Source organism: Photobacterium sanctipauli (assembly GCF_003026495.1).
In the GTDB taxonomy this organism is placed as follows: domain Bacteria; phylum Pseudomonadota; class Gammaproteobacteria; order Enterobacterales; family Vibrionaceae; genus Photobacterium; species Photobacterium sanctipauli.
In genome coordinates, this window is the sequence record NZ_PYMA01000004.1 from 161,176 (window position 1) to 183,575 (window position 22,400).

The 22,400-nt window shown below is 44.5% G+C and carries 20 protein-coding genes; 10 read left to right on the plus strand and 10 right to left on the minus strand.

Features of this window, described 5'->3' with window-relative positions; translation table 11 throughout:
• The first annotated feature begins 149 nt into the window (after positions 1-149).
• The 4 genes from C9I98_RS09305 (at position 150) to C9I98_RS09320 (ending at position 5,262) form a co-directional block, all read left to right on the plus strand.
• On the plus strand, positions 150-3,605 hold the full coding sequence (locus tag C9I98_RS09305) for an intermembrane phospholipid transport protein YdbH family protein (protein ID WP_107271889.1): 3,456 nt from the start codon (positions 150-152) through the stop codon (positions 3,603-3,605).
• 40 nt (positions 3,606-3,645) lie between these two features.
• Positions 3,646-3,861 carry a YnbE family lipoprotein gene (locus C9I98_RS09310; protein WP_036826734.1) on the plus strand — a complete coding sequence of 72 codons (216 nt, stop codon included), beginning with the start codon at positions 3,646-3,648 and terminating at the stop codon, positions 3,859-3,861.
• Positions 3,862-3,879: 18 nt separating this feature from the next.
• Complete coding sequence (locus tag C9I98_RS09315) at positions 3,880-4,203, plus strand: YdbL family probable chaperone protein (RefSeq protein WP_036826731.1); 324 nt, start codon at positions 3,880-3,882, stop codon at positions 4,201-4,203.
• A gap of 108 nt (positions 4,204-4,311) precedes the next feature.
• Entirely contained in the window at positions 4,312-5,262 is a 951-nt protein-coding gene (locus tag C9I98_RS09320; RefSeq protein WP_036826728.1) for a YeiH family protein, read from the plus strand.
• Between the two features lie 42 nt (positions 5,263-5,304).
• Here C9I98_RS09320 and C9I98_RS09325 read toward each other — a convergent pair whose 3' ends face one another.
• Entirely contained in the window at positions 5,305-5,547 is a 243-nt protein-coding gene (locus tag C9I98_RS09325) for a hypothetical protein (protein WP_146153871.1), read from the minus strand.
• A gap of 454 nt (positions 5,548-6,001) precedes the next feature.
• Between C9I98_RS09325 and C9I98_RS09330 the strand changes: the two genes are divergently transcribed.
• Complete coding sequence (locus C9I98_RS09330) at positions 6,002-6,859, plus strand: endonuclease/exonuclease/phosphatase family protein (RefSeq protein WP_051902476.1); 858 nt, start codon at positions 6,002-6,004, stop codon at positions 6,857-6,859.
• 54 nt (positions 6,860-6,913) lie between these two features.
• On the opposite strand, the gene C9I98_RS09335 is transcribed toward C9I98_RS09330, so the two are convergent.
• The 3 genes from C9I98_RS09335 to C9I98_RS09345 all read right to left on the minus strand — a co-directional run bounded on the left by C9I98_RS09335 (position 6,914) and on the right by C9I98_RS09345 (position 9,139).
• Positions 6,914-8,215, minus strand: a complete 1,302-nt coding sequence (locus C9I98_RS09335; protein ID WP_036827505.1) for a Y-family DNA polymerase — start codon at positions 8,213-8,215, stop codon at positions 6,914-6,916.
• 3 nt (positions 8,216-8,218) lie between these two features.
• The gene (locus C9I98_RS09340; RefSeq protein WP_036827502.1) at positions 8,219-8,602 is read right to left on the minus strand and encodes a LexA family protein; all 384 of its coding nucleotides are present in this window, start codon (positions 8,600-8,602) and stop codon (positions 8,219-8,221) included.
• A 219-nt stretch (positions 8,603-8,821) separates the two neighbouring features.
• Complete coding sequence (locus C9I98_RS09345) at positions 8,822-9,139, minus strand: DUF1330 domain-containing protein (RefSeq protein WP_036827499.1); 318 nt, start codon at positions 9,137-9,139, stop codon at positions 8,822-8,824.
• A 411-nt stretch (positions 9,140-9,550) separates the two neighbouring features.
• On the opposite strand from C9I98_RS09345, the gene C9I98_RS09350 reads away from it, so the two are divergent.
• Positions 9,551-9,961, plus strand: a complete 411-nt coding sequence (locus C9I98_RS09350; RefSeq protein WP_036827793.1) for an SPOR domain-containing protein — start codon at positions 9,551-9,553, stop codon at positions 9,959-9,961.
• A gap of 577 nt (positions 9,962-10,538) precedes the next feature.
• Positions 10,539-11,456: a hypothetical protein gene (locus tag C9I98_RS09355; protein WP_036827790.1), complete on the plus strand. Its 918-nt coding sequence runs from the start codon at positions 10,539-10,541 to the stop codon at positions 11,454-11,456.
• 118 nt (positions 11,457-11,574) lie between these two features.
• On the opposite strand, the gene C9I98_RS09360 is transcribed toward C9I98_RS09355, so the two are convergent.
• Positions 11,575-12,945 carry an MATE family efflux transporter gene (locus tag C9I98_RS09360; RefSeq protein WP_036827789.1) on the minus strand — a complete coding sequence of 457 codons (1,371 nt, stop codon included), beginning with the start codon at positions 12,943-12,945 and terminating at the stop codon, positions 11,575-11,577.
• A gap of 176 nt (positions 12,946-13,121) precedes the next feature.
• On the opposite strand from C9I98_RS09360, the gene C9I98_RS09365 reads away from it, so the two are divergent.
• Positions 13,122-14,102 (plus strand): LysR family transcriptional regulator, encoded by a 981-nt coding sequence (locus C9I98_RS09365; RefSeq protein WP_107271890.1) that lies wholly within the window; start codon positions 13,122-13,124, stop codon positions 14,100-14,102.
• Positions 14,103-14,125: 23 nt separating this feature from the next.
• Here C9I98_RS09365 and C9I98_RS09370 read toward each other — a convergent pair whose 3' ends face one another.
• Together C9I98_RS09370 and C9I98_RS09375 are read right to left on the minus strand one after the other, a co-directional pair.
• On the minus strand, positions 14,126-15,058 hold the full coding sequence (locus tag C9I98_RS09370; protein ID WP_036818848.1) for an electron transfer flavoprotein subunit alpha/FixB family protein: 933 nt from the start codon (positions 15,056-15,058) through the stop codon (positions 14,126-14,128).
• Positions 15,055-15,807, minus strand: coding sequence for an electron transfer flavoprotein subunit beta/FixA family protein (locus C9I98_RS09375; RefSeq protein WP_036818851.1), 753 nt, complete (start codon positions 15,805-15,807; stop codon positions 15,055-15,057). Before C9I98_RS09375 ends, C9I98_RS09370 begins: the two co-directional genes overlap by 4 nt.
• Positions 15,808-16,133: 326 nt before the next feature.
• On the opposite strand from C9I98_RS09375, the gene C9I98_RS09380 reads away from it, so the two are divergent.
• Positions 16,134-17,810 (plus strand): electron transfer flavoprotein-ubiquinone oxidoreductase, encoded by a 1,677-nt coding sequence (locus tag C9I98_RS09380; protein WP_036818854.1) that lies wholly within the window; start codon positions 16,134-16,136, stop codon positions 17,808-17,810.
• 71 nt (positions 17,811-17,881) lie between these two features.
• On the opposite strand, the gene C9I98_RS26520 is transcribed toward C9I98_RS09380, so the two are convergent.
• The 3 genes from C9I98_RS26520 to rlmF are packed head-to-tail and all read right to left on the minus strand — an operon-like array spanning position 17,882 to position 19,389.
• A complete protein-coding gene (locus C9I98_RS26520) occupies positions 17,882-18,229 on the minus strand; it encodes a hypothetical protein (protein WP_036818852.1) in 348 nt (115 codons plus the stop codon).
• A gap of 47 nt (positions 18,230-18,276) precedes the next feature.
• Positions 18,277-18,399 (minus strand): hypothetical protein, encoded by a 123-nt coding sequence (locus C9I98_RS27020; RefSeq protein ID WP_281260941.1) that lies wholly within the window; start codon positions 18,397-18,399, stop codon positions 18,277-18,279.
• Positions 18,400-19,389, minus strand: a complete 990-nt coding sequence (gene rlmF / locus C9I98_RS09390; RefSeq protein ID WP_036828180.1) for a 23S rRNA (adenine(1618)-N(6))-methyltransferase RlmF — start codon at positions 19,387-19,389, stop codon at positions 18,400-18,402. It lies immediately after the preceding gene.
• A gap of 278 nt (positions 19,390-19,667) precedes the next feature.
• Between rlmF and C9I98_RS09395 the strand changes: the two genes are divergently transcribed.
• Entirely contained in the window at positions 19,668-22,400 is a 2,733-nt protein-coding gene (locus C9I98_RS09395; protein ID WP_036821195.1) for an endo alpha-1,4 polygalactosaminidase, read from the plus strand.

Sequence of the window (22,400 nt, forward strand, 5' to 3'; positions counted from 1 at the left end):
GCGGGCGTTAACGTATTGAACTTCCGATACAAATACGCGATTTAATGTAACAAGTCCGGCTATAGCGATTATGCTTAAGGTACAGCAGCAATTTTGTCACTTAGGCAAAACTGCGCTAATAATGACCAATAGCTGTATTTTTTGAGTTCATGGAAAAAACCAAAGAGAACGCACCCGAACTACCTCGACTTTCTCGCCTTCCTCGATTTCGTAAAATCAGGGTGTTTTTCTATGTCTTTTTAGTGCTTGTTGCGCTCATCGTTATTCCTGCGACCTTATTGCCGCCTTGGTTGGCCACCAAGGGTATTGAAATCAACGCCATTTCCGGCATCAGTATCGGCAAGCGCATCACCATTGATGAGCTAACCATTTCGATTAACAGCAATACAATTACCATCAATCAGTTAGTGCTCGAACGCTTTGTGGATGCAGAAAGTGCGATTTCCGATGCCTCGTGGCGATTATCTTCACCCGAAACCACCATTCAGTTGGCGCCTTCGATTCGCCAAGCGACTTACCACCAAGGCGTGAAACTAAGCGATATACACCTACACAATGTTGCTTTTAACCTGACAGACTTATCGCCTCCGTATGTGTTCAGCGCTAAGGCAGAGCTCGCTTCAATGTTTCTAAAAAGCAAAAGTGCGCAACCTATCACCCAGCAGATCCACGACCTTAGTTTAGTACTAACGACAGAACCCTATGTCGCTTTAACTGGCGACTTCAACCAGGCTAAACTTACCGCATTTCATCCAGCAGATGTTCATACTTATCAATACCCTATCGATATAAACAAAACCCACTTCTCCATTAGTTGGCAGCCTTATAACACCCCGCTGAATATCCACATTAATCGCCTTAACCCCAAATGGGCTTCGGTCACCAATCCATTTGAACAGTTGGGCGAAAACGTGACTTTCAGTGCGGACTTAAGCCACATGAAAAACAGTATAAAGCTAACAGCTGACACCTTGGCGCTTGATCAACCTGTCTCGTTGCCGGAGTTTATTGATAAGCCAGATGATGAGCATGAAGGTTTGCACCTTGGTCGAGCGATTGCCAACCTCGCTCAGCTGCCTCTGCAGAAAGTGAAGATTAAACACTTTAGCTATGGTGAGCTCATTATTAACTCGAAATTGGTGATTGAAACGCCTCGGGTAAGAATGAATAAGCCGAATAAACCTGCCAAGCTTCATTTAAAAGGTCAGGCTTTAGGACCCGATCCGTATGGCATTGATGTACTTGTTAAGCATACTGGCGAACTCGACGCACACTTCACGGGCACCATGACAGACCCCAACGGCAACAGTATCCACTGTGCAGCCAATGTGAACTTTGCCAACCCACTGCCCAAGGCGCTAACCTGCGAGGCTGATCTTGAGCACACCCAAGATCTCACCAACAAATTAAAATTGTTCGATATGCCCCACGCAAAGCTCACCAAGCCCATTGTGCTAGAGGCCAAGCAAACTCACCTTATTCTGTCTGAAAAAGTAACGCAAACAACCAAGGATACAGTTAGTGATCAAAGTGCAAACAAGCAGCAAGAGCAGGCACAAGCTCAGCCTATAAAACCACACTACCAGTACCAAGACGTTATCAAGGCTGGATACAAGATAGATATCACGCTACCTGAAAGCCTGAAGGTTAATTTAAACCGTTACGCTTTCGACCGTCCCAAAATGCTGGCGAGTGACAAAGCAATATCTTCTATCAAGTTAAACACCGATGGCACCCTGTCTTTAATGGCGCTATACGAGAACGATACGATTCGCCTTAAGCTTAGTGACAGCACAATTGCAGGCAATGCAGCGGAAAAGCTAACCTTTGCTAATCAACAAATTAAGAGCAGGCTATCAACCCACTTCTCCCAGTTTAACTGCCAGATCCCTTTTAGTTTAAAAGGAAGAAAAGCCAAATTAAAACAGTCTGTTAAACCCAAAGAAAAAGCAAGTCACACCGCTTCGCTCAGCGAGTTACATTGTCACGCAAAGCTGATGATTGATAGTGCTATCGGGGCGTTATATCCAACGCCAACACTATCGCTAAGTCAAATATCGGCCAAAACAGTGCTCATATTAGATTGGACAGAAAAAGCGCTTCAAGCCGAACTTAGCAACCTTGATATCAAGGTCGACTCAGCGCAAATCAGCCTTGATGGTAATTGGGTAGAAACTAAAGCAGACGATCTGCAAGTAACAGCTAAACGCATTGAAATACTCCAACAGTATCAAGAAGAAGCAACACAAGCGTTCAGCTTAAAGGTCGGCCAATCGCCTATCTCTGTCATGGCATCCCTTTCGGCCCAGCAGTTAATCACCGATGAGAGTGAAAGTGCGAACCGCCCTCGCCGCCAATCAAAAAGCTCAGCTTCATTACCGGTGCAAAAGTACCAAAGCAAACTCTCTTTGACGCTGACCAATAGCATTTTAAGTGTTGAACGCCCAAAACAGCCAAAAAGTAGTGAAGATACTTCCCCTGCTGTCAGCTTCAGCAGTGACTATAAAGTGGCCACAAGCCTGACTCAAAATAACCAACCCTTACCCGCAATTTTTACCTCGGGTAGCCTCAATTACAACGGCAATACCATCAGCCTATCGGGTAATACCACCAATAAACGTGATATCTCCTTACTGCCATACAGTGTTACTTACAATATCCAATCACAGAATGCTGACATATCATTACACCGTAACGATATCGTATTTACTTCTAAGAAAACCTTAAAGAAATACTACTTACCAAGGTTGCCCACCGAATATGACTTAAATAGCGGTAAAATCAGCTTTGATGCCAAGCTCTCTCTCAGAAACAATCAATGGTCTGGCAAACTTGGGGTCTTTACCGATAGCCTCAGTGGCTACATCCATAATATTCACTTTGCCGACGTTAATGTGGCGCTCACCGCTGAAATCACACCTTCAGGTTTTCGCTCAATACACCCAATCAGTTTTCATGCGGGTTACTTGCATGCAGGGATATTACTCGAGAATTTATTCACGACTCTCGAATTTGATACAGGTGCCTCTCGCTATGCCATGCATCGTGTCAGCGCTTATAGCTTAGGGGGCTCGATCAGCATTCACGATATACAAACCAGCAGCTTAAGCCATATACCGACTACGCCGGTTATCATTCATGGGCTCAACCTGACCAACCTTATTGAAAGCGTTGATTTAAAAGATATTCATGCCGAAGGGATCTTGGACGGCACACTGCCACTTGCCTTTTTAGACGGCTTCCCTGTCATCACAAATGGCACCCTTCATTCTCGCTATCCTGGCGGTGTTCTAAAATATAAAGAAGGGTCGAAAATTGATCAGAATATTGAATCTGCTGGCGACAGTAGTCTCGCAACAATTAGTAAGATTCTCAAAAATTATAACTATCACGCGTTGGCTGTTGATCTAGACTACTCTAAAGAAGGTCAACTTATTATGAGTTCACGTTTTAAAGGGCATAACCCGGATTTTTTGAAAGGCCAGCCCATTAACTTGAACCTGACCATACAAGAAAATATTCCAGCATTACTAAAGACACTCAGTGTCATCAATTCTTCGAAGCTGGAAAGCATGTTTTTAAAGCAGCTTGGTATAGATGAGTAGCATTTTTTTGCGCTTGCGGTTTTAATGAAGGTTGTAGCTAATGGATATTCAACTGAAGCTTTTCTGCATACCGATGCTTTTGGCGCTATTGGCCATTATGTCGTTGACCACACTGTCTGGTTGTACCCCGACAGTCCAAGTTGCCGCATCAGACAAGCCGATAGAAGTGAACCTAAACGTCAAGATTGAACATGAGATCCGTATTAAGGTTGATAAGGAAATTGATGACTTATTCAGTGATGACGATGTATTCTAGTCAGGCAGGGAGCATGCCATGAAGAATTTACTGATTTTCTTTTTTTCCATTTTCATATCATTCAGTGCATTTGCGCTGGATTTACAGCAGGCCAAAGATCAAGGCTTGGTTGGTGAAGCCAACAACGGGTTTGTTGCGCCTGTGACTTCTCGCCCCTCTCAAGATGTCAAAAACCTTGTCGCTACCGTTAACAAGCGTCGTACCGAGCGATTCAAAAAAATTGCTGTCTCGCATGGGCTGACAGCACGCGAGGTTGGCCAACTTGCCCATAAGAAAGCGGTCGAAAAAACAGAGTACGGCCACTACTATCAAAATGCTTCTGGCAAGTGGGTTAAGAAATAACAATACACAGGTTAAGCATCGCTTAACCTAGGCATCAATATCTTTAAATCTACCTAACCTCCAAATAACCGTATAATTTGACACTTTACGGCTGTTTACCTTCACTTCATGTCACAATTACAAAATACATTCTCGAAGTACAGCAAATCAGATTACGTATTTTTTGCTGTTGCGCTTATTTGCCTTTTACCTTTCATCAGCTCCCCCGTTGCGCTGGTACTTGGCTTTACCCTTGCCACTATTGGCTTTGTCCCAACCCAATTTAACCTTGCTGCGCTGACCAAAAAGCTGCTGTCTTATTCCATTATCGGTTTAGGTTTCGGTATTCATTTAGATCAAGCCATTGCAGCCAGTCAACAAGGCTTAGGCTTAATTATTGGCTCGATTTTCTTGACCTTGCTTCTGGGCTTTTTTCTTACCAAGCTCTTGCGGCTTGAAAAAAAAACCGGCCACTTAATTGCCTCTGGTACGGCCATTTGTGGTGGCAGTGCTATCGCCGCGGTTGCACCGGCGATCAATGCTCGCGACGATCAAACCTCTCTGGCACTAGCGACCGTGTTTGTACTCAATGCCATTGCACTCTTCATTTTTCCAGTCATTGGCCATGCACTTGAAATGAGCCAGCATGCCTTTGGTACTTGGGCAGCGATTGCCATTCATGACACGTCATCGGTGGTGGGGGCAGCTGGGGCGTATGGTGATGAGGCATTAAAAACAGCCACCACACTAAAGCTTGCTCGCGCATTGTGGATCATCCCTATCGCTTTGCTCAGTGCGTTCCTGTTTAAGGGCGACAAGAAGAAAATTGGCATTCCTTTCTTTATCGTCTTTTACTGCTTAGCCATTTTAGTTGCCTACGCGCTGCCTGATTTTCAGCCATTGTATGAACAGGTTTTCACCCTATCTAAGCGCATGTTGGTCGTTTGTTTGTTCTTGATCGGGTCAGGCATTACCGTGCAGAAGCTACGTGCAGCTGGCTTACAACCACTACTGCTTGGTGTGACACTGTGGGTATGTATTGGAGGCGGTTCACTGGCTTACATCCAGCTCGCTTTGTAACCCGCTTAGATTGGCAAGAACAAAAATAGTGCAAGATCGTCGCTACGGTGTAACGTCGATCTTGTCTGTTTTGTTCGCCTTAAAAGCTTGATTGACTCTCTTCTTATGCGACGACTTCAACGACACGCCAATCCAGCCAACAACGATAAACGCTGCCAAGTTCAATAATGCACTGGTTAGCCCTGACGTCAGCAAAGACAAAACAAGCAAACCAATCAGCAAGCCAATCGACTTAACACTGACCTGTTTTCCCTCTGTTTGCCTAACCCCTGATTGCTTCAACATAATACAACTACTCAACCATTTGATTTGAGTAATAGTATTCACCATATGCCGCCATTCAGAAATTCGCTTTCCCTCTGTCATAGAGGAATAAGTTATATGCAGAATCATAAACGCAATTTAATATAACTAACTTATATTTTCCCAGAATTCATTTCAGTCACATATGAGATTAACCACTTTCCTCTGATTATTAACAATAATAAAAGCTATAAAAACAGAGAGAAAAATAACATACATGATTGAACTTATATTTCATTCAGTTACTTTTAATCTCAAATATCAAAAAAATAAAGTAGAATGGTCAGTTATGAATCAACACACTTGAAATGAAAAATAAGCGATTAAATGAGCCCTTGAAACAATTAACGATTATAACTACGTGATCAATCTCTCAGACTTATGATAATTACGAGCCTAACATACGAGCTTCTTTTCTACTGGAAATAAAGTTGCAATGATTAAATCAAAACTTGCTCTATTCACTTCGCTTATTTTTTGTCATCCAGCACTAGCTAACTCAGATGTCCTGATCGACGGCCCAGTGGAAACGGATACTATTCGAGTTGCCTCATACAACATCATGGCTTCACGTATGGGTGATACCTCAGCAATTAAAGATGCAGTAAAAGCTATTGACGCTGATATCATTGCCTTGCAAGAAGTTGATAATATGACTGTTCGCTCCGGCAAGAACTTTAGTTCAACTGGAAGTGACGCTATTAACCAAGCTGAATACATAGCAACAGAGCTTGGTATGCACTACGCATACTGTAAAACAATCGACTTTGATGGTGGAGCATACGGGCATGCAATCCTATCTAAGCACCCAGTTACAATGGTTAAGCAACTTGACCTGCCAAACCAAGATAACAAAGAGCAACGATCTGCATGTGCTATTGAAGTAGACGTACCTAACTACCCTGCACCAATTATGGCTGTAACAGCTCACTTAGATCATTCTGATACTGATCTTCGACTATCACAAGTTAGATTTTTAAATGATAACTTTTCTTACTGGAAATTTAAGTCTGCCATTCCTGTGCTATTTGGGGATATGAACCTACCTCCACAATCTCATGAATACTTTGAATTACAACAGTGGTTTAAAGAAACTGACAAACAATTGCAATACACAGCTCCTGCTTGGAATCCTGACCGTAAAATTGATTATATTTTAACAAGTACTGCTCAAGAGTGGGATATTCAATCAGCAACTGTACCTAAAGCAACAGATACTCCAGTAAATATTCCATGGTATAAAATATCAGACCACCTTCCAGTTATTGTCGATATGAAATTAACAGAGAAGTAGTAATATAACTCTCCAATTTAGAAAATTTGAATTGGAGAGTTTTCTTACCATGCCTTAACACTTTGCTACTGGTAATTCATCCAGTCGGGTTGTCCAACGGTTAGAGCGGAATGCCTGTCGCATATGCCAATTAGTGGAACCAATGACAGAAGCCGGCTTAATCCCATTCTTAAAACGGGCATTCATCTGATCAGTGATCGCCATAAGCTCTCGGCGCTTCATTTCGGCCAATGCACTTGTATCAAACATATCGAACTGTAATTGATCGTTCTTAGCATCCGTCAATTCATCCAGTATCACGCCAATTTTCTGATATTCGTAACCTGGTCGATAGATTTGCTCCAACTGCTCTAAGGCAGAAGCGAGAAACTTATAGCTATCCTGGCTTGGGCACATTAATGCCCGGGCACTGCTCTTATTATGCTGCGGCAAGTCTTTATAGCGATTAGTTCGCAAGAACACCCCTACCACGTTGGCTTGGCTATGCTGCTTGCGCAGTTTCTCTCCAGCCCGCTGACAATGAAAAGCCAACGCCGATTTCAAATCATCCAAGCTGCTGATCCCCACACCAAAACTTCGGCTAGATAAGATCTGCTTTCGCTTTTCATCAATATCACCAGGGGCAATACAAGCTACCCCTTGTAACTCCAATACCGTACGGGCAAGACCAACATTCCACAAACGGCGCATATCTGCCGAGTCTTTTTCAGCCAGCTGTAGCGCGCTCTTCACGCCAGAGGTACGTAAACGTGTTGCGGTACGTGCACCAATCCCCCAAATATCTTGAATATCTGTTCGCTCCAACAACCATTTTCGGCGGTGCTCAGAATCAATTTGAATCACACCATTCACTTTTGACTCATACTGCTTAGCGGCCTGATTACCTAATTTAGCCAATGTTGGAGTCGCGCCAATACCCACCCGTACAGGCAAACCCAAATTACGCCAAATAGTATCGCGAATTTTATGACCATATTGAGTCAGCCCATCCAATTTAAAGCCATCTAAGCGAACAAAGGCCTCATCTATGGAGTACTGCTCTACATGAGGAGAAAAGGAATGGAGCTCTTCGATAAAACGTCGGCTCATATCGGCATACAGCGTGTAATTAGAACTTCTAACTTCAACACCGAGCTTTCTGGCTTCACGCTCTATCTTAAACCACGGCGCACCACGCAGGATCCCCAATGCTTTAGCTTGAGAAGACAACGCAACACAACATCCATCATTATTGCTGAGCACAACAACGGGTTTGTGCACCAACTTGGGGTCAAATAGCTGCTCACAAGAACAATAAAAGCTCTTTGCATCAACCAATGCCCATACCTGATCTCGATACCCTGACAATGCTGCCATTGCTCACCCCAGTAAATTATGAATATTGCGGGTGACAACCCCGAATATTTCAGCATCTTCCGGCATAGGGAAAGGTTTAAACCCTGGGTTTTCCGCCACTAACCACCATGCTTCATCATGACGAACCAAGCGCTTGCAGGTAAATTCATCATAAATTCTGACAATCACAATGCGTCCCGGCACCGCTGGCTCGGCCCTATCAACGACAAGTAAATCACCATCGTAGATCCCTGCCCCGATCATCGACTCACCGGACGCCCGCAATAGAAACGTCGCATTGGGGTTGCGGATCAAGTAACTGTCTAAATCAAGATCTTCTTGATGACCATCAGCCGGAGAAGGAAAGCCGCACTTCACAGACTCAATAAATATAGGGACTGCATTCATTACTCAGCACCTGACACCACTAATACTGTATATATATACAGTTTAATCAAAAATCGGCAGAATAGTCACTATCGATTTCGTGGATTTAGGTGTAATTGCGTAATCAACAAGCAATCGATTGAAAAATAAAGCAGTTTGCTTCATGGTTTTGGGAGATATGAAGAAAGCCCGCATAAGGCAGGCTTTAATACTCAAGAAAGTTTAAGGCGAGAGAGCAACTTAGCTTGCGTTAGGCAAAACAAACTTATCAACAATCATGGTATTCACGTTCTTTGTTGACGCCATGCGTATCGCCTTCGCTTCGGCATACTCAGGATCGTCATGCCATGCTAACGCGGCGTCCCTATTTGGAAATTCAATGACCACTTTCATTTCCACCCCGTGACCATTGAGCTGAATACCACCGTTTGTCGCAACAATCAGCTCACCACCATGTTTGGCAATCGTCTGTGCTGTCACATGGTTAAGGCCTGGGTTGTACTGAGCATAGTGTTCAGCATCAGCAATATCATAAGTCACAATAAGATAAGCGGTCATTTCTCTTTCCTTTCAATTAAAAATCATTTGCTGTTTTGAAGCCTTCAAGCACAATCTGGCCTTTGGCTTTCTAAGTTTCCAACGACTAATACCACCATTTTGCAAGGTTAGGTGGCAGAGAAAAAGAGCATCAGCTTCCAATCATTATGGATTATTTTATCCATAATACTTTTACTTTCCATTCGGGATGAGAACCACAATACAACCCTGAACCAAATGATAGTCATTTCATGTCTGGATATATCAATTTATTAATTTGATTAAAATTCAAACAGAAACCGCTGCAATATTCAGCAAACAATATTTTAATAGGCATTTAGCTGCATCAATCATTTAGTCATATTGATAAAATTGCCGCTTATACCTTTTGAGCGTTAGACCATTTTTATCAGGGACTTTGGAAGATATTCAATGCGAAAGATATTAGCTTTTGCAGCCGCACTATTTCTGGCCGGCTGTTCGACCACAGACAACACACATAGTCAGGACCAATGCATAGGAACCATGACAACTGAGCAAGCCTATGGTCACTTAAACCCTAACCATTACACCATTCAGGTGCTTGCCCTTACCGAAGAGCGCCAACTTGATGTTAAAAACTACATTCACCACATTAAAGGCCAGCAACCAATTTGGGTTAACTGGAAGAAAAGCCAAGGCTATCGCTGGTATGCCGTAATCTACGGTGATTTTGCGACGAAAGAAGAAGCTCGCGCAGTCATCGACAAACTACCAACGGCAGTTCGCCAACAAGGCCCATTTGTTCGCAGTTTTGCCGAAGTACAAAGCGATAAGCAAACCGACGTGTTTCGCCTACGCTAACTGCATAAACCAGGTGCCGGAAATCCTCGTTCCGGCACTTAAGTAAACGTTTGCACCAACCAATTTCCAATAAGTTCCCCGCCAATCTGCACATAAGCAAAAATAAGCTAACTATTTTTGTGAGAGGCTTCACAAGCACAGGTATTTATTCGCGGCTCCAAAGTCAATAAATATGCATAAAAGTCCGACGCAAAACGCATAAAAAACTAAACCGTCATTCCATTTACTCTCTCATTAAAAACAACAAGAATAAAAGCCGTCACCTACATGCATAAACCATGAAGCACATGCAAACCCCAAACATAAACAAGCATAATGCATGTTTTTAAGTAATGGTGAATTGTTAATAAAATTAATCACAAGAAATAAGAACCACACAAAAAAAACAAAAGTAAGATTCACGCAACAAATACATTTTGCAAGAGAAATAAGTTAACCTCGAAATATACCAATAATGAATCCTAGTTAGTTTTAGCTTATTTACCTCAAGTTGACCAACATATTAATACCCCCTAACCTTGCACCCGTCCTTTACAGACATATTCAAAATAAAAAAGTTCCTTTTCGGAGTATTAAAGTGGAAATTAAAAAACTTTTAGCTGCCTCTATTATTGCAGGCCTATCAACAACTGCTACAGCGGGTACTATTGAAATCGGTTCTGAAGTTGAAGAACTCAACAGCGAATATAAGACCAGCGACTTTATGCTTCCGTACCTAAAGGCAACGGCTCAGCCATTTGAAGGTGTGCCGCTAACGATTTCTTTCAAGTTCAGCGACCGTCAAATGTTTGAAGACGAAGTTGCGGCAAACGGCCGAGCTCGTCAAGAATACGGTATCGACTACGTTGCTTACGCTGGCGAAAAATTCACTTTCGCACCGGGCTTCTGGCTACGTCACAACGAATATGCGGGTAAAAACACAACCGATACTGAGTACCGTATCTACCCTAACATGAGCTACCAGCTAAACGACACGTTTAAAGTTGCTCTAAACGGTTTCTTTGCCCCACATTCGCAAACAACTACCCCACGTGGTGCTGATATTGCAAATGCAGAAGACGGCGAGCGTTTCGATTACTCAGATTACAAGCACGAGCTAGACTTCCAGCTACACACAGCTATCAACGACAAATCTAAGTTTGTTACTTCTTTCTACAACGAGTATGTGAAAACTAACGACGTAACAATGGCTGATGAGCAAGCGCTTATGAATGAGTGGCAGCTACGTCTAGTTTACACATACAACTTCGACAACTTCAGCGTATCACCGTTTGCACGTATTAACCTACACCGTAGCTTCGAAAACGGTGCTGGCGAAGAGAAAGACCAAGCGCGTAACCGTTTCGGTGTGAAAGGCGGCTACAACTTCGCTAACGACCTAACCCTAGTCTACGAAGTGTACACGCAGACTGAAGAGAAAAATAACTACGACAACACATCTGACGTTGACCAAGACAAGATGTTCTACAAGCTAGGTGTTAAATACGACTTCTAAGTTCGTATAACAAATAACTTCAACAGTTATTTTTGAATCAATTAGATTCACCTGACAAATAAAAAGCCGCTAATTATTTTAATTAGCGGCTTTTCATTTTTATGACCGTTTAAAATGATTAAGTTGCAGGAACAGTATCGACGCTGATATTTTCCTGTTCAATATTCTCAAGTTTCTTTAGGTGACGCATTAATATAATCACCAGCATAATACCCGTTACGGCTAAGCCAATACCTAATCCAGCCCAGACACCTTCCAACCCCATCAACTTCATTAGCAACCAAGCTGATGGCAAACCAACTAGCCAATAACCAATCGCAGTAGAGATAGTTGGTGCTACGACAACTTTCATACCACGTAGAATACTGATTGCCGCCAATTGCCATGCATCGACCACAAAACACATCGCGACCATAATCATGACGCTTGGCAGTGCCGCGACCAACTCTTCAGCCAGCTCGTCACCTTCCACGCTGAAAACTTGCGTCAAAAATTCTGGCCATAGGCTTAATAAGATACCAATCACCGCGCTAGTCGCTGTTACCGCGAAAATACCCAGTTTGGCGTAACGCTTTACCAAACCGACCTCTAGACGACCAAAATGCTGGCTAACTAGAATAGAAGCGGCTTGTGAGAAACCAAAAGCGATATTCCACGACAAGTTTAAGCACTGCATCGCGATTTGGTGAATAGCCAATGAAACCGCACCAAGCGTGCCCGCCAATAACACCGCGCTAGAGAACAAGGCATGCTCCATCATGGTGGCAATCATGATTGGTACACCAATGGCTAGCAATGGGATCATCGTACCCAGCTTGTATTCATGGAATTTTTCAAATGGGTTGTAAATACGGTACTTATCACGAGTGAATACCCAGTATCCGTAGCCCAGCATCACAATAAATGCTGCCAGTGACGTCCCGTAGCCCAAACCGGCAAGCCCCATCTCCCACTTGAAGGCGAACAGGTAGCTCAACGGCACGTTCAGCACAACAGTCACAATAGACATCACCATCACAGAACGTGTATCGCCAAATGCACTCACCAAACTACGCAGGACGAGTAGCATCAAGGTGGGTAGCATAGACCATTTCAAGGCATCCATATAGTGCATAGCCAATACAACCGCTTCTGGGTCTTGGTTAGCCATCATCAGCATATCGTGCATCAAGAAGAACAGTGGCTGCAAGGCAATGGTGAGAATGAGCGCAAGTAGAATACCTCCTTTCAGCGATGTGCGAACTTCAATGTCGCCTTTCTCGGGATTTTGTAGCTTCTTACCATAGGCGATAGCAATTAAGTTCGCGACGCAACCCACGGTGCTACTTGCCACCATGAAGACAATCGAATAAACAGCAGCACCTAAGCCGCCTCCCGCAATCGACATAATACTTAGCTGCGCCATCATCCAAACATCGGTAAAGACCAGCAATTGGGCAACCAACTGCGAAATAATCAATGGCACCGCCAAGTTGATCAACTTCTTCATTTTTATTCCTATAAATCAGGCGATAACGCCACACAAATGCACAACTAAATACAGCAAGACTGAGATAAGGCTAATTTATGGTGATTATGAGTGTGATTCAAACGACATTTATAGTACCTTGGCATTCATAAAACTCATGCAAAAACGAAAAACCGTACAACTCAGCAGGTGATCTCATGAGAAAAAGGCATGCACTACTTCCACCATCATTTAATGGAATGAAAGTATTTGAGTCAGCAGCTCGTCATTTAAGCTTTACCTTGGCGGCTGAAGAGCTCAATGTCACCCAAAGTGCTGTCAGCCGTCAGATCAGACAGCTTGAAGAACATTTTGAATTTCCATTGTTTAATCGCCTACACCGCGCCTTAGAACTCACACCACAAGGAAAAGAAATCGCACAACTGCTCACCCGCCAGTACAGTGAGCTAAACCATACCGTGCAGCAGCTAAAGTCCAAAGAAAGCAGCACCCTTAAAGTCAGAGTTGCCATGAGCTTTGCTGTACGCTGGCTGATCCCACGCTTGCATTCCTTTAAGGCACGTCATCCTGAGCTGGATATTGTGCTTTCCTCAAGCATGAGTTTGAACAGTGAAGAAGTGAAATTAGAAGACGATGACTTTGATGTCGCTATCTATAATGTGCTGGTTGACCCTTATAGACGCAATAAAGATCACTTTATTCGAAAAGAGTACCTTGCGCCGGTTTATTCAGAACACCTAACAGAAGGAAAAGATCACACACTCACCGTGGATGAAATGCTGACCTACCCTCGTTTGCATCCAACAGCAGACAAAGCAGACTGGCATGTTTGGTTTAAACAATATGGTTTAAAGCCTGAGCGTGTTGAAGCCAATTCAGGCGCTCAATCAGAGATCATTTTTAACACCCTCGATATGGCGTTAACTTCTTGTATGGCCGGACAAGGCGTCACCATCACCGATTTAATGCTAGTGGTACATGAACTCAAGCAAGGATATTTGAAACTCCCCAAGTCTGCGATGATCATTTCTACCAGCCCGTGGGAATATTATTATCAGGCACCGACAAAAAGTGACGCCGTCACTAACTTTGTAACATGGATGATGGAAACGCAATTAGAGGAGCAAAGCCAGCTCTTTGACATGGCCAAAGAGCTCGGCTGGCAGATAAAAGAATAGGGTCTCTTTTGAGTAGATAACGCTTAGTCTAGGGCTTCAATAAACTCTGGAAGGATGTCAAACAGATCCCCAACCAAGCCATAATCAGCGATTTGGAATATCGGCGCATCAGGGTCGCTATTTATCGCAACAATGACTTTAGAATCCTTCATTCCGGCCAAATGTTGGATCGCCCCTGAAATACCAACCGCAATATAAAGCTCAGGGGCAACAATCTTACCGGTTTGCCCAACCTGCATATCATTTGGGACAAAACCCGCATCAACCGCCGCTCTGGATGCACCAATAGCACCATCAAGTTTGTCGGCTAATTGCTCAACCAGCGCAAAACTTTCTTTATTGGCTAACCCTCGCCCGCCAGAGACGACAACACGGGCAGCGGTAAGCTCTGGCCGCTCGCTTTTGATTTGCTCTAGCCTAACATATTGAGAAAAGGCATTCTCAATCACTTGTTCAACAGCCACTAATGGTGAAGCAGTATCGACCTTATCTGCTACAGGAAACGCTGACGCCCTCACTGTAATTAACTTAATAGCATCAAGAGACTGAACCCTTGCCAAAGCGTTGCCTGCATAGACAGGGCGAACAACGGTGTCTTCACTCTCTATTGCCACTACATCAGATAGCATTCCAACATCAAGCAGTGCCGCTACACGGGGCAACAGGTTTTTCCCGAATGTCGTCGCAGGCGCCAGAATATGGGTATAGTCGCTTGAAAGCTCAGCAATCAAACTAGAAAGATTTTCAGCTAATTGGTGCTGGTAACAAGGGTTATCGGCAACAAGCACCGTCGAAATACTTTCCATCTTTGATGCAGACTCAGCAACTTGCGAGCAATCTTGGCCGGCAATCAAAACATCGATGGGCATCGCTAACGCTTTCGCAGCTGACACTACTTTTAGTGTTTCTGTGGCAAGCGCTTGATGATCATGTGATGCAATAATTAATGCTTTCATTCGATCACCCTCGCCTGATTTTTCAATTTATCCACCAACTCACTGACCGACTCCACCCTGATACCGGCCTGACGCTCAGGAGGTGACATCACCTCAAGTACCTGTTGGTGAGGTTGAATTGCAACGCCCAAATCAGAAACCGTCATCACATCCAACGGTTTCTTCTTCGCTTTCATAATATTGGGTAATGATGCATAGCGAGGCTCATTCAAGCGAAGATCGGTACTGATGACCGCAGGCAAGCGAATAGACAGTGTTTCAAGCCCAGCATCGACTTCTCTTATGACCGTGACATTCTCATCTTGAATGTCAACGGATGAAGCATAGGTTGCCATTCCGCACCCCATTAGCGCAGAGAGCATTTGCGGCACTTGATTGTTATCAGTATCGATAGACTGCTTACCAAGAATAACGAGTTGCGGCTGCTCTTTCTCTACCAACGCACGAAGCAACTTGGCGACAGATAGCGGCTCTAGCTCATCTTCAGCGTCAATATGAATGGCTCTGTCTGCCCCTAAAGCTAATGCTGTTCTAAGTTGTTCTTGGCAACTGCTATCGCCTGCAGAAACAACCACCACTTCTTCGGCATGACCCGCTTCTTTGAGTCGTACTGCCTCTTCAACGGCAATCTCACAAAACGGGTTCATGGCCATTTTCACATTACTTTTTTCAACACCTGAACCATCTGATTTAACCCTCACCTTAACGTAAGGATCGATAACGCGTTTAATCGCAACCAGTATCTTCACAAGGCACTTCCTTTTTAAAAAGACAGGCTGACACAGGTATACATACACAACACATTTAAACAGTGGCTCTACGCCGATTGATAAGTCTGGGGCTTGCCAAAGGATGAGGGTTAAGTGACTTACCACGGCGATAAAGCAACAAAAATATCAGCACATGTCATAAGTTAGCTACTCACACCCAAGCGAATTGGGTATATACATTTCAGCCTAGCTGAGTTTACGTTTACGTCAACTGGACTATATTTAAACCAACCTAGAAGCCAATCTAGTGCTGTTGTGAAACAAAAAGAGGCATGCCTATGCATTCAGAGCCAGCAAGAGAAAGCATGAGTTATGATGTGGTGATTGTCGGTGCCGGGCCAGCTGGCCTGTCGACCGCCTGTAGGTTGATGCAACTTGCCAATGACGCGGAACAGCCCCTTTCCGTTTGTGTGGTTGAAAAAGGTGCGGAGGTGGGTGCTCATATTCTTTCTGGTGCCATCTTTGAACACAAAGCGCTGGATGAACTCTTTCCCGACTGGGAAAGAATGGGCGCGCCACTTCATACAGCAGTATCAGAAGATAAGTTTTGTTATCTCACCAATCAATATAACTATTTGAACCTCACCGATACCTTCACACCAGATAGCATGCAAAATGTTGGGCACTTCGCGATTAGCCTTGGCAACCTCTGTCGCTGGCTAGCTCAACAGGCAGAACAACTCGGTGTGGAGATCTATGCTGGCTTTGCCGCCGCCGAGATCCTCTATACCTCACAGGGGTTTGTTGCAGGTGTCGCAACCAATGATATGGGCCGCGATAAATCGGGGGAACCGAAGGCCAACTTTGAACCCGGAATCGAACTACACGCGAAATACACCGTTTTTGCCGAAGGCGCACGGGGCCACCTTGGCAAAGAAATCATTGAAACCTTCCACCTAGACCATGGCAAACAACCCCAGCACTATGCCCTTGGTTTAAAAGAACTGTGGGAAATACCGCCAGAGCAGCATCAACCCGGCCTTGTTATCCATGGTGTTGGGTGGCCATTAAGTCAAACCAATACCCATGGTGGCAGCTTTCTTTACCACCTAGAAAACAACCAAGTTGCCGTTGGTTTGATTGTCGACCTGAACTACCAAAACCCACACCTAAGTCCATTTGACGAATTTCAACAAATGAAACACCACCCGCTATATAGCAAGTACCTTATTGGCGGAAATAGAATTGCCTATGGTGCCAGAGCTATTGCCAAGGGGGGAATTTCATCATTACCAAGGCAGCAATTTCCAGGAGGCGTATTGGTCGGCTGCGATGCTGGCACATTAAACATGGCCAAAATTAAAGGCAGCCATACCGCAATGAAATCAGGCATGATCGCGGCTGAAGCGGTATTCTCCGAGATCGCTCAAGGGCTGACTCATACCACCCCGGGCTATGATTGCCTGTTTGTGGATTCATGGTTATACCAAGAGCTCCATGATGCCCGAAACTTTGGTGCAGAAATCCATAAATTTGGTCAGGTTTGCGGTGGCGCACTCGCCACGTTTGAACAGCAATGGTGCAAGCAAAGTTGGTTGAAAAACACATGGCTAAATAAAGTCGGTCTTAAACCCGATATCCCTTGGACAGTAAAAGATCAAAAACCAGATCATGAATGTCTAAAACCTTTAAGCCAATCAAAACCACGACACTATCCAAAACCCGACGGCATACTCAGTTTTGATAAAACCTCGTCGGTATATTTGTCAGGGGCCCAGCACGAAGAAAACCAACCCTGCCACCTGAAATTGAACGATCCTTGCATTCCAATCAAGGTGCACCTTGCAGAATATGGCGAGCCAAGCCAACTCTATTGCCCAGCAGGCGTTTATGAAGTGGTTGAAATCGACAATGAACAAAAATTCCAAATCAATGCAGCCAACTGTGTTCACTGCAAAACTTGCGACATTAAAGATCCATCACAGAATATCACTTGGGTAGCCCCTGAGGGCGGTGGTGGGCCCAAATACCCCAACATGTAGCACCAAGTGGGTGCTTTAAGCATTGTTGATGTTTATGAAAAGCAGATCAAAAAAGCCTGAGTGCTTCACAATCACTCAGGCTTTTTTGATTGAATTATTTTTAGTCCACAGCTAGCTCTAGCCGAGGGCCAATTTCTCTGAACCCTTGACGCTGATAAAACGCCAATGTCTTCGACCACTGCGGCTGAGATGGCTTTTTTCTCACACAGCGTAATAATGCCTACCGTGTTTCCAGCATCTTGTGCTTTAAACGCCCAAAATCCTGACGATGCCAACAAGCAACGAGCAGACTCAATAAACGCATGCTGGACCAAATGATCACTATCATCAGGCCACAGCTCCTTTTCCATTTGGTATACAAATCGCCCAACAGTGTCGGCGTCTTCACGACAGGCAGGAAGAATAGATATTGTCTTCATAGGTTTTATCAAAATAACGACTTTTAAATCAGCTTAATACGTCACTATTATCCAGCACAAAACACCAACGCCAACGCCAACGCCAACGCCAACGCCAACGCCAACGCCAAGATAGTACCCATCGCATTTTTAGATACTACGAAAACGCACGACTGAACGTACTCGAACAATTAACGCCAGCGCTCTTCTCGCCACACTTGCTGCTCTTCCTGGCTCAGAAATGTCCAAGCAACAACACGGGTTAGTTTTTGCCCTTGCGCCATATCGATAGTTTTCACTTCTACCGCACCCACTTTCTTTAACTGCTGATAAATCGCAGCTAGGTTGTCCTTCTTAGACACTAATGTGGTAAACCAATAGCACTGTTTAGCACTTTCTAAACTTTGGTTAATCATACGTTTAATAAAGGCTGCTTCACCGCCTGGGCACCAAAGCTCAGCTTTTTGCCCACCAAAGTTGAGCACTGGTTTGGTGTTGGCATTCTGTCGAGTCCCTTTTTTCTTGGCATTCGCGCTTAAATTTTTCACTTTACGCTCACTGCCAGCTGTCGCCTCTTCCAAAGATGAATGGAAAGGAGGGTTACACAGGGTGAAATCAAACAGATCATCATTGTTAATCATACCCGTGAAGATATGATCCGGATTTTTCTGCAAACGGGTTTGAATGCCACCAGCCAAAGACTTATTTGACGACACAATAAACTTGGCAGACTTAACCGATAAAGGATCAATATCAGCAGCCACAAATCGCCAACCATAAACACGGTGGCCAACGATTGGGTACACACAATTAGCCCCCGTGCCAATGTCTAGGCCGCGTACATGCTTGCCTTTCGGGATCGTGCCTTGGTTAGCGTCAGCTAAAAGGTCGGCAATATAATGGAGGTAATCAGCACGGCCAGGGATTGGTGGGCATAAATACCCTGCTGGGATGTCCCAATACTGAACACGGTAAAAATGGCTCAACAACGCCTTGTTGAGGGCTTTGACCGCATCGGGATCAGTAAAGTCTACTGACAAATCCCCGAACTTGTTGCGAGCAACAAACCGTGACAAGTCTGGGCAGCTGGCTACCAAAGCGTCGAAGTCATACCTCTCACGATGAGGATTACGAGGATGAAGCCCTTTCTTAGGCGCTTTATGTGATTTTTTTGCTGTCATGATAAGAGTCACTATTTATTTACTGGCAACATAGCCTTTGATCAACGCAATGTTACTCTATCGCACTCACATCCACAGTACAAAAAGCCTCCAACCAGCCTTATTTATCAACAAGTAATATAAAATCAGTTATCAATTATATTTTTATAATGATTAAAACCACTTAGCGCTGACAAAAAAGTAACAATTATATAGCAATGAGCTGGATATATGCTTAGTATGGAATATAACAAGTTACAAAATATTACGACGCCATCATCGCGATAAAGGATTACGCCATGAAGCATAAAGTTTACAGCATTTTGATAGCTTTATTATTAATATTGCCATCGATAAGCCAGGCCAAAAACGCTGAGTCCATCGTCTTCTATTACAATGATATTGACTCGGTACGCGAGTTAATGAATTTCGAGCGCGTCGTTGTTACCCCGTCACTAATCACAAATAAACAAATCGAAACGCTTCATAAAGCAGGTACGCAGGTCTTTGCCTACCTGAGTGTTGGTGAGTTTGACGGAGAGATTTTACCAAGGCAGTTGCAAGGCAAGTCCCCGTTAATCAACGTGAACTGGCAAAGCCATGTCATGGATTTATCGGCACCAGAATGGCAGGCTTACCTTAACAATGAAGCGACAAGTTTAATGAGCAAAGGCTTTGATGGCCTGTTCCTTGATACCCTCGACAGCTATACCCTGTTTGCCAAGAACGAGACAACAAAGCGACAGCAGCAAAAATCACTTGCCCATATCTTAACTGAATTCCATCAGCTTAAATCTAAACCAAAGCTCATTTTCAACCGTGGCTTTGAAGTGGTTCACCAACTTGGTTTCAAACCTGAAGCGCTTGTAGCTGAGTCGCTGTATCATCGATACGACCCACTATCAAACAGCTATCATGATGTCATTGCTACAGATACTGAGTGGCTAACAGGCAAACTAAACGACGTTAAGCAAAAAGGCATTGAAGCCATTGTCATCGACTACCTGCCCGGTTCGAACAGAGATGCACAACAACGCGCAGCGCAAAGGCTGCTTGATGAAGGCTACACCCCTTATATCAGTGATGGAATGCTTTATGAAATTGGGGTGAGCACAGTGATCCCGGTTACCAAGCGGGTTCTTGGGTTCTATGACAGCCAATTCGGCGGCATGACAACATCACAGTGTCACCGAATGATGTCGATGCCGTTTGAATATAAAGGCTATGTTCCCGAATGCCATGATGTGCGCCAAACCCAGTTTGACCGCATCGATCTCACTCGATACGCCGCCATTTTCCTGTGGTTAGAGTCGTCTTCATACCAACAAACACCGGCATTAACCCAATGGCTAGATAGCACTATTGGCCATAAGCAGATTCTGTTTATCAATGCTCTGCCAACCGATCAGGCGCTTTTGTCCAAACTCGGCATAGCCCAGCGTGGCACGCTATCGGGCAAGATCAGCATTACCAAAGGCAACGAGTGGCTAAAAGGGTATTATCCCGCCTCATTTAGTGAGCTTGAAACCCACAGCCAATGGCAATCAACCGACATTGCAGTGTCTTCGCTCATTGAAGCCAAAGATGTTGATGGCAAGCAAACTACCTTAATGTTCAACGCCCCTTGGGGTGGCGCGATATTATCGCCTTACCCCGTTATGAGCCTAGCAAACAGCTCAGAAACTTGGCTATTAGACCCCTTCCGCCTGATTAAACGACTCATTGACCTTCCCGACATTCCAGCCGCGGATGCCACGACAGAATCCGGTTTAAGAATCGTGACCAGCCATGTTGATGGCGATGGCTTTCCATCAAAAGCCTGGTTTCCTGGTAAACCATACACAGCGGAAGTTTTGCTCAAGCACGTATTTAAACCCTATCCATTACCACAAACCGTCTCCGTTATTGAGGGAGAAGTCGGAAAGCGTGGCTTATATCCGAAAGAAAGCGCAGCAATGGAGGCTGTTGCCCGAGAAATTTTTGCATTGCCGAATATCGAGCTGGCCTCCCATACTTTTAGCCACCCATTCTTTTGGGATTTGAGTAAAAATATTAAGGAAAAGCAGTACGGAGACCATCTGCCTATCCCTGGGTATACCGTTGATTACCATAACGAAATTATTGGCAGTGTTGACTACATCAACAAGAACCTTGCCCCCAAAGGCAAAGACGTCAAACTGATCCTTTGGTCAGGTAAAGCCGATCCCAAAGAAGACATATTGGCCATTGCCGAGCAAGCTAACATACTGAACGTTAACGGTGGCAATACCTATGTGGTCCGCGGCGACAACAACTTCACACAGGTTTCACCAACCATAACTTGGTATCCAACGGCGGTTCATGTCTACGCCCCGGTACTGAATGAAAACCTTTATACCAACCTTTGGACTGAGCACCACGACGGCTACAGCCGCGCTGTAGAAACCTTCGAGATATTGGGTAGCCCAAGACGGCTCAAGACCATCAGTATCTATTACCACATGTATTCAGGTGCATACCCAGCCTCACTAAAAGGACTGCTGGATGTTTACGACTGGGCCATGAAGCAAGATGCAACCCCACTGTACTTGAGCGAGTATGCTGAGCGTGCTCGTACGCTCTATGAAACAGGCATCGCCAAAACATTGGATGGCCGCTGGCAAGTCACCACATCGGGTATTCGCAGCATTCGCCTACCGAACCAACTGGGCTACCCTGATAGCACCCAAATTGCAGGCTGGAATGCTGGCCCAGACGGCAAATATCTGATTCTTAATCAGCCCCGTACCACTTTCACGACTCGCGATACGCAGCCTGCAGGTATTCGACTTAAAAGTGCCAATGGCCAGCTACTCAACTGGCGAAACAACAATGGCAAGATTGCATGGTCTGTGAAAAGCCACATGCCGCTTAAATTGGAAATCAGCGGCGCTTCAACATGCTCTGTGGTGTCAGGCGACGCGCTTTATCAATCAAAAGTTGATCGACAGACCCTCCGGCTGACATCAAAAAAGGCAGGGGTATTATCAGGTGCGCTACGGTGCCAGCTATAA